The sequence below is a fragment of the Ancrocorticia populi genome, from assembly GCF_003123745.1.
Lineage (GTDB): Bacteria > Actinomycetota > Actinomycetes > Actinomycetales > Actinomycetaceae > Ancrocorticia > Ancrocorticia populi.
The window spans coordinates 153,838-167,784 of the sequence record NZ_QETB01000001.1 but is presented as its reverse complement, the minus strand read 5'-3'; the positions used below and the strand labels follow the sequence as shown (position 1 = coordinate 167,784).

The window sequence follows — 13,947 nt, the reverse complement described above, 5'->3', positions numbered from 1 at the left end:
CATCTTCGCAGATTTGGCGCGCGACTTCGCATCTGACCACGTGGACTGCGGCTACACGATCCTGCGGGCCGCCGCCCACCGCGCCAACTCATGCCGATTCGAGAGCTGGAGCTTACGGAGCACCGCGGAGACGTGAGTCTCCACCGTCTTCACTGAGATGAACAGATCGGAGGCTACCTCTTTATATGAGAGGCCTCGTGCTATTAGCCGCATGACTTCCTGCTCGCGGGCGGAAAGGCGGTCGAGTTCGTTATCCCGCTCGGCAACATCATCCTTGGATGCCCCAAATGCATCGAGTACAAAGCCTGCTAGGCGCGCGGAAAATGCCGCATCGCCGTCAGCCACACGGGTAACGGCGTCTGCCAGCTTTTCGCCCGTCACATCTTTAGTCACGTATCCGCGAGCGCCGGCCCGGACCACGCCCACAACATCTTTGGCTGCATCAGACACGGAGATGGCGAGGGTTTTTGTGTCCGGGTAGAGGTCTTGGCATTTCGCCACAACCTCGGCTCCACCGCCGCCCTGCCCGCCCGGCAGGTGCACATCGAGCAGCACGATATCCGGCCCAAGCTCATGCGCTGCCCGGACGGCCGAATCAACATCGTGAGCTTCCCCCACGATCTCAATTTCGCCCACACGTTGGAGCTCTCCCACCATGCCAGCTCTGGCGAGGGGATGGTCATCAACCACGAGAACACGAAGCATGGGTTAAGCCTACCTGCCAAACGGATTCAGCATTCACCCACCCACCACCTTCAGCATTCACCTTGTAGCTCCGCATGAGGGTTATATCCCTCGAGTTGAACGACAAGGTGAATGCTAAACGGGGGAGGAACCCAATGGTCCCTCCCCCGTTGCCCGCAGCTCGCGCAGATGGTTGATCGTGCTGCTAGTTACTTGCGCAGCTCGCTAATTGCACGGCTAGTTGGTTGCGCGGCGGCGGATCATCAGAACCGCTGCTCCCGCTGCCACCAGCGCTAGGCCCACAACCGCTAGCGCGGCGTTACCTCCGGTATTCGGCAAGCTATCGCCGGGACTCTGGGTTGCGCTCGGGACGGTTGACGGATCTGTTGGATCAGTCGGATCCGTCCCCGGGTTGCTTGGGTCCGTCCCCGGATCCGTCGGGTCAGTTCCCGGATCCTCGTCCTGAACGTTGAGGTTTACTCGCCCGAGCTCCTCATCATCCAGCGTCACAACCAGAGCATGCGCACCAGCGGCCGCATCCTCGGGAACCTTGCCTGACATTTCGATGGTGCCGGCCTCATTGGCCGTCCCTTCGCTCAGAACCACGGGATCGGAGTGGAAGCTGAACTCGCCAGCGGACCCCTCTTCGGCGTCAGAGACAACCGCGGTTACTTCCTGACCAGGCAACACTGCGGCACCCTCGTTCAGTGCTTCGCCACTGCTCGTGAACTCCACGCTGGGAAGAGCGGGCGGATCCACGAGATCGATCGTAACCGTGTAGGTGGCCGTATTCTCACCATCAGCCGAAGTCACGGTAACGGTAGCCACCGGTTTATCCTCGGTCGCCTGCGTAATCTCCACGGTCGCATCCTTATCCAGCGCCACCGCATTCACCGTGGGGTAATCAGTCCCCTCGTATTCCACCTCGTAATCGAGCGTCTCAGGATCGAACCCTTCAACGTCCTTGCCACCAACGGTCAGCCGTGCCAGATCCGCGTATGAGGCCGGGCCGGCATCGGGTGAATACACCTCGGTCTCGGATACGATCATGTGCGTGTTATCGCGCGCCGTCATAACAAACCGCACGGCGTCGGTGTGCACGCCCAGATCGATTTTCACGGTGGGCGCTGGATCGTCCTTGCCTTCGGAAACCTCAACGGGGTCTAGAGCCGTCCACTCGCCCGTCTCTAGGTCCCGATACTCGGGAGTAATCTCAGAGGGCCAGCTATCCGTCCCGTCCTTCAAGAAGAAGATCTTCGCCGATGTCAGCTCGTTATCGGCATCCCACTCGTAAGTGAGCGTATCCGAGGCATTCTGGCTCCCACTCTTCCAGTTGGACCACGCCTTATCGGTTGTCACGCCGTTGATGGTGTCCGCAACGCTGTAGCCAGACTCGGTGCTTGTCGCGTTGGGCGTTGAGTCTGGAGCAATGTTCACGTCCATCGATTCGGTCACCAGCACATTGAGCACGGCGTCAACCGATCCGCCAGCAGCGGTTGCGGTACCTGGGACCTTAACCACGCCGGTCTTGGCGAAGGCGGCATCGTCAATGCCGCTCCAGTCCCACTCCACGTCCATATCGAAGCGGTTCTCGGAGACCCCCAACTGTCCCTGAACAACCGTCGGGGCCTGCGCGGCCACGATGTCCTGAGAGATTCCCACGCGAACCGTCATCGAGGTGGGATCGGAGAAGGTTGCCCCACCGATTTCCACTGTCAGTTCAGCGTTATCGAACTCGCGCCCATAGCCGTCAACACCGGAACCCTTGAGCCGGGCGGTCCCCACGGTATCCCAGTCAACGCCCTTGGTATCCCAGGTGACGTCAACGTTCTGGCCCACACCGTACGCGTAGATCGGCGTCACGGTCTCGGGTAGAACGGGTGCCACGCCGGCCTCGGCGTTGATCGTGATGGGCTTAAACCCTTCCAGCGTGGTGTCCTGAAGGATCCACCGCTGATGGCTTCCGCCCGAATGCTGGTATAGCCCGACCCGCGAACCCGCCGTACTTTCCTGTCCGTTAATGTCCAGAGCATTGCGGTTATTCGAGGGCTGCAGGGAGAAATCCTTGCCATTCTGCGTGGAAGGAATCCAGCGCATGGAGGCGTTGGCCGCGGGATCGCCATCGGGCTTAACCGCCTTGACATCCCCGTCCACCTCGGTGAGCACCTGACCTTCAGCGTTGGTCAGCACGATCTCCTGATGGTTCGTGCCGGCACCGTCCACGGAAGTCACGGTCCACGTCTGACGCGCCGCGGTATCCGCGCTCAGCTCGTTGATCTCCACGCCACCGTCAGACTTCGCGGAAAGCGGGAGGCCCGATCCCACACCGGTCAGCTGGTAGGTATCCCCGTCCACAAACTGAGGCGCGTCCTCGGAAACGCCCGATACGCCTTCAACTTCGAACGTGGTTACGGACTTGGCGGGCACCTGTAGTGTTGCCTTACCATTTTCGCCGACGACGACGCCCTCTCCCTCAACCAGCGCATTATCCTCGATGGTAGCCTCGGACTCGGGTGCGGTGGTGACAACCGGGGTAACTGTTGCTCCGCTGAAGTTCTCGAAACCAGACAGATCGATGGTAACGGACTCAGAGCTGCTGCCATCGTTCACGTACACGGCGTTCATGCCGTTTCCATCTTGCGTTACCGCTGCGGTCGCGTTGTTGTTCCCGCTGGGGATCAGCTGATCGGCAGGCAGGATGTAATGGCTGAAGTTACGGAACGTGTTGTACTTGGCGTTGGTCTGCACCTTGCACGAAGGATCCTCATCGCCATCCGCGAGGCGACGCGCTGAGTTACCCTCGTCATCGCAATCGAAATCGATGAACACAGTGCCCCAGTTGAGCTTCTCTGTCTTCTCCATGTTGTAGGTATCCTCAACCGGCTGCCAGAACACCCAGGCAGTGGGCTCGAGATTACGGAGGTCATCAACGATGTGCTTGGACAGGCCCAGGCCATTGTCCATATCAAGAACGTCGAAGCCGCTCGCGCTAGCCCAATCGCCCTCTACCTCGCTCATCCACAACGGAGTGCTTTCGGCCTTGGCGATGTCGCGAGCGCCGAGGCTGCTGCCTTGACCATAGGAGTGAACGTTGTACTGGCCAACCGCCTCTCGGGACTCGGCGCTGTATGCGTCGAAGTTAGTAATGAAGGTCCCCGGGTTAGTCTCGTCCATCGCGGAGATCACGGCATCAGTCTTAGTGCCGTCCTCGGCCAGCCGATTGGCAAGAACCTGAATCATCTGGTCCTGAGCCTTGGGGCCAATGTGGGCGCCCTCTTGGCGGGAGGCGCTGGTTGGCCAACCATCGGGCCCGAGCTTTGCAGACCAATAATTGGTGTTCGGCTCGTTGAACGGATCGATGGTCTTGAAGTCCACGCCGTATGTATCTTCGAGGTGCTCAACCACGGTCACCATGTAATCGGCGAAGGCCTCCATGTTCTCGGGTGCCAGCTGCACGCTCGTGGCGTTGTTGATGCCGCCGGAGACAAAGCCGCTCTCAGTGAGGAAGTAGGGAGGGGAGTTTGAGAACGCCTCGAAATGATCCACATCTTTTGCAGTGTTTTTCAGCCACCACTGCTGGCCCTGATCGGCATCAAAGTTGTAGTGCTCCGGGTTGTCGCCGTCCCAAGCATCACGGTAGGCCTGACGGTCAGCATATTCAGTGGAAACTAGTTCGCCGTCGTCGCCCTTAATCTCGGTATTCCACCAACCGGGAACGGCGCCTCCTGCGCGCAGGTATGGCGGAACGTCCGTGGCGTCTCCGCCACCCACGTTGTAGCGGGCGATGTTGAGGTTCAGACCCTCATCGCTGAAGAGCTTATCCCGCATGTCCTCGCGCAGCTCATCGGGGTATTCTCCAGTGGCGTTGGCGAACCAGACGAGGCTGGTGCCCCAGCCCTCGAAGGGATCGCTCTTATAGGAAGGATTCGGTGTGATGGTAACGCCGCTTGCGGCGGGGGCGATGGCTACCGGAGCCGCGGTTGCGGGAATCGCTAGCCCCGCGAAGGCTGAGGCGATCAACGCCCCGCCCGTGAGCGCCGCACCTGTTTTCTTGCTTGTTCGCGCCAATCTTGGCTTTTTCGATGAGGCCCGGTGGGTTCTTCGAGACCACGTCATTGGTTCTCCTTCGGTGGATGAAATCCAGCGCACATCACTGTGTAGGCCAGATACCTTCGACGAGTGTTTACGTAAACATTTGCGGCCACACACATGTTCACGTGAACATTCGGTGACAAGAGCCTGTCAGGTAGAACACATGCGTGTCAAGCTTGTTCAGAATTCACCTTGTCGTTCAGCGCGAGGGATATAACCGTCATGCGGAACCATAAGGTGAATTCTAAGCGGGGATGAAACCTCAAAGGCCCCTCGCCCCTCGAGCCGCTCCCCGTCCCGAGATTGCGTCAAATCTCGGGAGGGGAGAGCCGGGGTGAATCTTAGGAGAGGGCTTCGACCAGCTCGTCGCGGAACTCGGGGTTCTCCTCCAGCCAAGCTTCCACGGCAGCCTCGTCATCGTTGCCGCCGTATTCGTTGATCATCGTGTCCTCGAGGTCACCGTACTGTTCGCCGGTCAGCTCAAAGTTTTCAATCATATTCACAATTTCGGGATGTTCTTCAGAGAAGCCATCACGCGCAAGCGTGTGAAGAGCCTCTGGTTCGCCGTAGATTCCATCGGGATCCTCAAGCTCGCGGACGTCCATGTTGACAGGGACCCAGAAGGGCGTCCACAAGGTCACCACAATGTCCTTCTCGTTCTTTAATGCGCTTTCAAGCTCACTGATCATCGCGGCGGTGGAGGACTGTACAAACTCGAAATCAGCATCCAGCCCGTAGTGCGGTATCACTTCGTCCTCGGTGATCATCGTGAGGCCGGCACCTGGTTCGATGCCAATGATCTGATTCTCCAGCTCACTCGCGTGCTCGGGAATGTCCTCAATAGACTCAATGTCGGAGTACTCGGGTACTGCTAGGAAAAGCCGGGCGTCATCGTAGTAGGTACCTAGATCCTCGAGGGAATCGCTGTATTCCTCCCAGTAGGACGCATGTGTTCGATCGATCCAACCGGACCCGAACAGATCGATTTGCCCTTGAGAAACGCCGCTGTAAACCAGCGCGTTATCGCCCAGCTCCTGAATATCAACGTCGTAGCCCGCTTCTTCTAGTACGGACTTGTAGAGGTAGGCGGTGCCGGTTTGATCCGACCATCCGGGCACGGCACCGATGGTGATTGACCCTTTGTCGTCACCCCCGTCGCCGCCACAACCGGACAGCACGAGCGCGCCTACAGCTAGGACTGAAGCAACTTTGGCGGGACTCACAGGATTCTTTTTTCGCATGATCTTTCCGTCGGTTAGCTATGTTGTACGCCACAACACCATTCCAGCTCTTACTCAGCATTTCAACGACGTTCGCCTATAGGGCAAGTTCAGGAACCCGATGGAACCCGAATCTGCACCTCGGTTCCGGGCTCACGCCGGCGGAAATTCACCTCGCCGCCGCACCCACGAATCCGCCCGATGATAGAATCACGAACCCCGTGCCGATCCGCTGGAATCGCGCCCAAATCGAAGCCTTCGCCGTGATCCCGAACAGAGACGTCGGTGCCATCACCCGAAAGCTCGGCGTACAAAGTAACTGGCGCCTGCCCGTGGCGCACAGCGTTCGCCAGCGCCTCTTTCACTGCCCCCAGCAACATCTCACTCGCGCCGTCGCCATCGGCCTCCCCTACCACAACGGTTTCGATCGGTACCCCGTAAAGGTCCTCGACCTGCCCGGCGGCGGCCCGAATGGCCTCGGCAAGGCTCAGACTTCCGCTACCTTCCTCGCCTCCCGCCGAATCGCTATAGAGCCACGCCCGGAGCTGCCGCTCTTGAACGCGCGCGAGGCGCCCAACAGCCTCAGGATCACCCGCCTGATTGCGAATAAGCGTGAGGGTTTGGAGTACGGAATCGTGAAGGTGCGCAGCCATTTCCGCGCGCTCAGATTCGCGAGCACTCTTTTCTTCGGCCTCCTGAACCTCGCGCACAAGCCGCTGGATCACTGGCCACAGTGCCAGCCCTGCAACCGCTAGGATCCCAACTCCGAGAACAACAGAACTAATCACGCGTCCCATCGGTTGATCCCGCACGGTAAGGACCAGCACGCCGATCACGAGGAGCGCGATGCCGCCCCCCAGCCGCGCCAGCGCCTGGTTGGTGCTGAGTTCGGCGGAAAGGTTGGACCACGCGAACCCAGCCCCGGCCACGATACACACAATGCCGAGGACCGTTCCCCACGCAATATTGAGTGCCCCGCCCAACAGCACTAGACCTGCCGCTGCCACGGCAATCCCCGCGTACAGCAGCAGCTTCTGCCGCCTCCCCAATTCCTTCCGGGGAACGGGTGCGAGCTTCACAGAAGCGGGCCGCTCACTGGAGGCGGGAACGGTAATGAAGAGCCACAGATACAGGACGATTCCGGCACCAAAAACTAGCACGGAGAGCGCAACGACCATCCGGACTGTCTTGACCGGCACGTCAAGATGATCGGCGATTCCCTGGCATACACCGAAGATCACTCGCCCACTTTTGGGCCGGCGTAGCGGGTATCGCTGCGCGCGTTCTGTCTGACTGCTTCCTTCCATACCTTGATCCTGTCACGCCCACGCCCTACCCTCCTACAGATTCAGGGTTTATTCAGGGTGATCCCCAATACCGGCTCGGCCCACCAACGCCCAGACTAGAAGCATGAAAGATACATCCTTCTTTGGACAGATCCGATCTCTGGGCGTTGAGCGCAATGCGGACGCCCCGATCGGCGGCGTTTCCAGCGGGCTCGCTCGCAAGTGGAACGTTGATCCGCTCCTAGTCCGTGCAGGCTTCATCGCGCTCACCTTCGCGGGTGGCGCCGGCGCCATGCTCTATGCACTGGCCTGGGCCTTCCTCCCGGACGAGCGCACCGGCCAGATCCACGCGCAGGAAGTCACCCGCGGCAACGTCACCGGCGGCCTCGTGGGTGCCGCCGCTCTTCTCCTGACCGCCATCGTAGTATTTACTGGTCTCAGCTTCACCAGCACGCTTGGCCTTATTGTCACCGTTATTATCGGTGCCGTTTGTTACAACGCCTTCCGGCGCAATAGGGAGATTGATAACGACGACGTAACGCCTCCAACCACCGTCATGCCTGCTACAGAGACCACCTCAGGGCGGGCAGAGAATTATCCTTCCCAAGAGAATCTACAAAAGAACCGCGAGCGCGACGAGGCCCGGCACCAGCGCGAGGAGATGCGGGCACGCCGCCGCCTTTCGGGACGGTCCGTTGCCGCGGTTTTAGCGGTTGCGCTGCTCTCGATCGCGGGCTTCCTGTTATTGCTTGAAGTCACGGATTCCAGTGTGCATCAGCTTCCTGCCACAATCGCTTTCACCTCGCTGGCCCTCGGAGCCATCGTGCTGGTGATCGGTATCTTCGGCAGGCGCGGCGGGGTTCTCTCCTTCTTCGCGCTGATCGCCGCGATGCTAGCCGTCCCGGTCATGCTGATCAACACCACGGTGTACTCGAATGAGACCACGATGAGTGACAAGAGCTGGAAGCCAACGTCCGTTTCCGATATCGGCACTGGATATTCGGTGACGATGGGGACCTCCAAGGTTGACTTTTCCAACTTGGATGTAGGTGATTCGACCGAGCCGATCAACGTGAGTGCCTCGATGGCTGACCTCCACCTTCAATTTGCAGAAGACCAAAAGGTCGCCATCAACACGAATATCAGGATGTCCTCGATCCAGACCGAGCTACCTTACACGGACGGCGGGGACCCACCGTTTGAGCTTTACTATGAGACGGACCCTGAGTGGGGTGACGACGTTGATACCGACGAATGGGAGGAGCGCTGGGAAGACCACTCAAATACCTACGCCTACCGTGATTCCTTCGAGGGCAGCGATTCGCGAACCATCTTCCTCGGTGGAATCACCAACGTCAACGATGCAGATATCGTCATTGACCTTCAAAGCTCCATGTCCAGCATCACGATAAGACAACAAGTTGCGGGTTATCCGGACGATGACGCGTCCTCCACCGCAACACCCGAACCTACAACTACTCCAGGAGAGTAAGAAACCATGAAGAATTACCGTCCCGTTTTTGGCACGATCTTTATCGGCCTGATCGCTCTTCTGGTGGGAGGAGCCGGGCTCCTTTCCTCCTACGGCCATAACATCTTTTTCTCGCCGGCATTCAGCCTGACGTGGATTGTGGTAGGCCTGCTTCTAGTCACGGCCGTACTGCTGCTGACCGCCGCATTCTGGCCCAGAAAGAAGGAAATGCCCGCATACACGTCTAACGCATACACGGGCACTACCAGCACTATGCCAGAACGCCAGTTCGTTCCTCTCACGGCCCAAGATGCCGCAGTTGGAGCTTCCTCCGCAGGGGGCCGGGTCGTAGCAGATCTTCGGTGGCTGGAGCCCGGCGATGAAACAACCTTCGTGCCGCTAGAGGCAACCGGAGGGGACATCGCCCTCCTCATGAATGCAGATCTGCCCATCGCCATCCGGCTTGCCCTTGGAAGCGGGTCAGTTGCGGTTGACGTTGGGCTTGGCCTGCACGAGGTGGGCCAGCCCTCCCTGACGGATTACTCGTTTGCCACCTATGGCAGCAAATCCATTCTGCTGGGTCGCGGTATTGGGGAGATAGGTGAGGCGAAAATCGTCGTCGACGTTAAATCCCCATCCGCAAACCTGCGCATCGATTCCAACTAGGGGGCTAATCCTCCCAAATCGTCCGCAGCGTGTGGACTCGCAACCCGGAGATGGCCGCAATCCCGTTTTCCGAGCATAGCTCGATGGAACGGGGGCCATCTGCCGGGAACGAGAACGAGGTGAGTGCGGTGGCGCCATCGTTTGCGAACACCTCAATCGAACCGCGATCCACGAAAATGCGCAGGCGAAGCTTATCCCCACTCACGGCGGCGGCACGGTAGCCCTTCGCTCCTGCGTAGCTCAGGCGGGAATCGATTCCCACCCGACCGGCTAGGGCGTCATAGTAGACGTAGCTGTGATGGCCATCGGAGGTCTTGTGAACCTGAAGGCCAACACGATCGGCCGTAGTAGCCGCCAAATCAAGATCCAGCTCGATCTCCACCGCGGTCGAATCCTCGGCAAGAACCAAGCTCTCGCCATATCCGAGGGAGAGATTCCCGAATTCCTCGGTTGCGTTCCTTAGCTTCTTCACCTCGTCGATGGGGCGGGCCACCAAGTTACCGTCCTCTCCCAAAGTGAGCTCGCGCGGCAGGGTGAGCTGGCCGGACCATCCGTCGGATGCTTGAGAGGCCACCGGCTCCTCGAAGCTCCCCATCCACCCGTACTGGATGCGCCGGCCGTCAGGAGCCTCGAAGGTCTGTGGAGCGTAGAAGTTATGCCCCCAGTCTTCAAGCACATAATCTTTCGTCTGAACGAAAGCCTCCCCGGGCGCCCACGTGCCCACAACGTATCCCGCGTTGTGGCCATTCCGGTTGGCGTAGCCCGCCGGCTTCGGACCCATCGGGCAGTATGTCAGCACCCACTTGTCCCCGAGGGGGAAGAAGTCCGGGCATTCGAGCATGAAGGCGTCCGGATCAGGATCCTCAAACAGGATGGAATCGAACTCCCAATCCTCCATATCCGTGGAGGTGTAGAGCCATACCTGCCCGCGGTTATCCGCCGAGCAAGCGCCGAACACCATGTACCAAGTATCACCAATCTGCCACACCTTGGGATCACGGAAATGCGGGAGCTCGGCCGGGCCCTCCACAACAACTCCATGCTTTTCGAAGTTGATGCCGTCCGTTGAGGTTGCCATGCACTGGACCTGATCGTTGCCGTCATCCTCGTTCACGCCGTTCGCCCACCGGTGGCCGGTGTAGTAAACGTAGAGGGTTTCACCATCCGGGGAGGGGACGGCCGAACCGGAGAACACTCCGTCGCGATCTGCCTCGATGGACGGGGCGAAGGCGATCGGCTCGCGCTTCCACGTCACCATGTCCGTTGAGGAGACATGGCCCCAGTGCATCGGACCCCACTGGGTGGAATATGGGTGGTGCTGGAAGTACACCTGATACCGGTCCTTGAAGAAGGACAGGCCGTTGGGATCATTGATCCAGCCGGCGGGTGCGGCGATGTGGAAAGTGGGGTACCACCGATCATTGCGGGTTTCGCGGAGGGCGGCAACCGCTGCTTCGGCTCTGGCTAGTTGTTCTTTCATGTCACTCTCTCCTTTGGGATGTGGCGTGTTGTATCTGACGTTACTTAGTTTCGGTGGGATCTTCTGGAGTGGCGGGAACGGAAGGAGCCACAGGTGCCGTGATGTCCGAAGGCGCCTCTACTTTGGGCTTCCTCGTCTCGCGGATGAACGGATCCCCGAGGACCTGCTGATCGTCTTTCTTTAGCGTGAAGAAGGCGAATACCGCTGAGCATGCAACCACGGCGGAGATCACGAAGAAGGTGAAGCGGTATCCCTGGGAATCATTGAGGGCTCCGAGCACTGGGGAGAGCACCACGTTGCCAAGCTGGGATGCTATCTGGAAGCCCACCATGTAGAGCGTTGCGGACATCGCGGGATTGAAGTGCAGGGTGAAGTAGCGCATCACGGGCAGGATGCACAGTGGAACCTCAAGGGCGTGGAACATCTTGACGAAGGAGATGACGATCGGGTCTGCGAACACCGCGCAACCCAAGATCCGCAGTGTCATCACAGCGAAACCACACAGGAGCGTGTTCCGGACGCCGATCTTGCGCATGATGATGGGGACAACACCCATCATCGCCGCCTCGCAGAAGACCTGCACGGAGTTGAGCACGCCGTAGGTGCGCTCACCAGCTTCCTTTGAATCGAACAGCCCGGTGTAGAAATCTGGGAACATCTGCTGATCGAACACCGTATAGAAAGTCCATGTGAAGAACACGATCACAATCACGAGCCAGAGCGCCGGCATCTTTAGGAGGCCTACCATTTCGCCAATGCTCGGGGTTGTGGCTTCTTCCACTACTTGCTCGGCCGAATCCTTTCCTTCTGGTGCGGGCGCCTTCCAGAACACCACGATGAGGAGGTTCAAAAGCCCCATGGCCGAACCCAGCCAGAAGTTGATCTTGGGATCGATGGTGAAGAGGAATCCCGCCATGAGAGCAACAATGGCATATCCGAACGATCCCCACATGCGGGCCTGGCCATACTCGAAGTTGTAGAGGCGGGAGAAGCGCTCGGCCAGGGCCTCAAGTAGGCCCACACCGGCCATGAATCCGGCGGACAGAACAATCGCCCCGAGCACCGCACCGAACATGAAGTTGCTGTGCAGAAGCGGCTCATACACAAAGATGACGAAGGGGCCTACCAGCGCGGAGATCGCCGCGATGAAGATCTGGATTGTGCGCTTGTAACCAAGCTTGTCCTGAAACGTTCCATACAGGAACATGAGGATCAAGGTTGCCAGCGAGTTCATGGAGTAGACGGTTCCAACTTGCGTGTTGGTAAACCCCAAGCCTCCCTCGGCGATGTCTTTCTTCAGCCACAGCTGGAAGAAGGACCACCAGATCCCCCATGACATGAAGAACAGTAAAAGATTTACGGAGCTTTGCAGGTACCCCGTGTTCTTGAACGATTTCGTGAAGCTGGCCATCGTGGGCAGTTCCTTCCTTGGGCAGTGGCGGCACATCCGGTGGGCCGCCATGGGCACTCATCGATCTCGCGTTCGTTGCTTAATCGATTAAGCATGACTTAAACCTATGTCTGCGCGGCGAAATGATCAAGGTTTTCGAGGGGGATTACTTGTGAGGTACGTCACTTGTGTGAGTACGGTGGTTTCGTCCTTCTAATGAAGGATCCGGGCCACCTCAGATATCGTGCCCGAAATGGACGGATAGATGGTGAAAGCGGAGGAGAGCTGGTCAACCGTCATCCGGGAGTGCACAGCCAAGGTGAGGGGAAAGATGAGATCGGAGGCATGTGGGCCCACGATCACTCCCCCAATCACGATCCCCGATCGCGAGGAGATGATCTTGACGAATCCATCCTCCACGCTCTGCATCTTGGCGCGTGGGTTGCGGGCCAGCGGGAGTTTCGCCACGTTGATCTTGCGACCCGTGGAACGAGCCTCTTCTTCGGAGATACCCACTGCCGCGACTTCCGGTGAGGTGAACACTGCGCGAGCAACGGTGTCTGTTTTCAAAGGATCCAGCGAATCGCCGAGCGCATGCCACATGGCGATCCGCCCCTGCTGGGCGGCCACGGAGGCCAGCGGCAAAACTCCAGTGCAATCTCCGGCCGCGTACACCCGATAACTAGTGGTTCGCGAGACACGATCAACCCGGATGTGCCCGGACTCAGTTGTCTCAACGCCGGATTCGACGAGCCCCAACCCCTCGGTATTTGGAACAGCCCCAACGGCCATCAGGCAGTGGGAGCCGTAGATAACGCGGCCGTCGTTCAAAGTCACGTCCACGCCGTCTTCGCTGGCTCGGACCGCCTCGGCACGCGTCCGCCGCTCGATGAACATTCCGCGCTCCACAAATACACGCTCGATGATCTCCGCGGCGTCCGAATCCTCCCCCGGAAGAATCCGATCCCGCGAGGAAACGAGGGTCACCTTCGCCCCAAGTCCGCGATAGGCGCCGGCAAATTCGGCACCGGTGACTCCAGAACCAACCACGACCAAGTGCTCCGGCAACTCATCCAACCCATAGAGCTGTGCCCACGTGAGGATCCGCTTGCCATCCGGCTTGGCGGCGGGAAGCTCTCGCGGGCTAGCACCCGTGGCGATCAGAACGATATCCGCGGTCAGTTCGAGGTCAAGATCCTCCGGTTCGGCGAGGCGGACGGTGATCTGGCGGCGCCCGCGATCATCGAGGCCGGGCTTCAAGCTGGCCCACCCATTGATCACCTGGACCCCGAGCGTCTCCAGAGAGACCTGAATATCGCCCGATTGCGAGCGCGCGAGGTGGCGAACGCGCTCATTGACTCGCGCCATGTCGATAGAGACACCGGAGGTGGCAATACCTAGATCATCCGCCTCGGCCGTTTCCTGAGCCTGTTCGGCCGTGGCGATCAGCGTCTTGGACGGAACCACGTCCGTCAGCACTGCCGAACCGCCAAGCCCACGGGCCTCTATCAGCGTAACCTGAGCGCCCATCCGGGCCGCTACCGTTGCCGCCTCGTAGCCGCCGGGCCCTCCACCAATGATCGCTACTTGTGCTCCAGTGCGGACGGGAGACGCATTGTCGTGGCCAGCAGGGCCAGGATTCTGTGCTGACATAACAC

General features: G+C 59.3%; 9 protein-coding genes. 2 read left to right on the top strand and 7 right to left on the bottom strand.

Annotated features, from left to right (window positions below; all coding sequences use genetic code 11):
• Positions 1–51: 51 nt before the first annotated feature.
• The 4 genes from DD236_RS00775 to DD236_RS00760 form a co-directional block, all read right to left on the bottom strand.
• On the bottom strand, positions 52–705 hold the full coding sequence (locus DD236_RS00775; protein WP_109092484.1) for a LuxR C-terminal-related transcriptional regulator: 654 nt from the start codon (positions 703–705) through the stop codon (positions 52–54).
• 216 nt (positions 706–921) lie between these two features.
• Positions 922–4,800, bottom strand: coding sequence for a glycoside hydrolase (locus DD236_RS00770; protein WP_109092483.1), 3,879 nt, complete (start codon positions 4,798–4,800; stop codon positions 922–924).
• Between the two features lie 317 nt (positions 4,801–5,117).
• Positions 5,118–6,017: a glycine betaine ABC transporter substrate-binding protein gene (locus DD236_RS00765; protein ID WP_109092482.1), complete on the bottom strand. Its 900-nt coding sequence runs from the start codon at positions 6,015–6,017 to the stop codon at positions 5,118–5,120.
• Between the two features lie 89 nt (positions 6,018–6,106).
• Complete coding sequence (locus tag DD236_RS00760) at positions 6,107–7,303, bottom strand: ATP-binding protein (protein WP_109092481.1); 1,197 nt, start codon at positions 7,301–7,303, stop codon at positions 6,107–6,109.
• 103 nt (positions 7,304–7,406) lie between these two features.
• Here DD236_RS00760 and DD236_RS00755 point away from each other — a divergent pair, with 103 nt between their 5' ends.
• Together DD236_RS00755 and DD236_RS00750 are read left to right on the top strand one after the other, a co-directional pair.
• Positions 7,407–8,774 carry a PspC domain-containing protein gene (locus tag DD236_RS00755; RefSeq protein ID WP_109092480.1) on the top strand — a complete coding sequence of 456 codons (1,368 nt, stop codon included), beginning with the start codon at positions 7,407–7,409 and terminating at the stop codon, positions 8,772–8,774.
• Positions 8,775–8,780: 6 nt separating this feature from the next.
• Positions 8,781–9,419 carry a hypothetical protein gene (locus DD236_RS00750; RefSeq protein WP_109092479.1) on the top strand — a complete coding sequence of 213 codons (639 nt, stop codon included), beginning with the start codon at positions 8,781–8,783 and terminating at the stop codon, positions 9,417–9,419.
• Between the two features lie 4 nt (positions 9,420–9,423).
• Here the strand turns inward: DD236_RS00750 and DD236_RS00745 are convergent, their stop codons facing one another.
• The 3 genes from DD236_RS00745 to DD236_RS00735 all read right to left on the bottom strand — a co-directional run bounded on the left by DD236_RS00745 (position 9,424) and on the right by DD236_RS00735 (position 13,942).
• On the bottom strand, positions 9,424–10,899 hold the full coding sequence (locus DD236_RS00745; protein WP_109092478.1) for a glycoside hydrolase family 32 protein: 1,476 nt from the start codon (positions 10,897–10,899) through the stop codon (positions 9,424–9,426).
• Between the two features lie 40 nt (positions 10,900–10,939).
• Positions 10,940–12,310 (bottom strand): MFS transporter, encoded by a 1,371-nt coding sequence (locus tag DD236_RS00740; RefSeq protein ID WP_109092477.1) that lies wholly within the window; start codon positions 12,308–12,310, stop codon positions 10,940–10,942.
• A gap of 192 nt (positions 12,311–12,502) precedes the next feature.
• On the bottom strand, positions 12,503–13,942 hold the full coding sequence (locus tag DD236_RS00735) for an NAD(P)H-quinone dehydrogenase (protein ID WP_109092476.1): 1,440 nt from the start codon (positions 13,940–13,942) through the stop codon (positions 12,503–12,505).
• Positions 13,943–13,947: the final 5 nt, after the last annotated feature.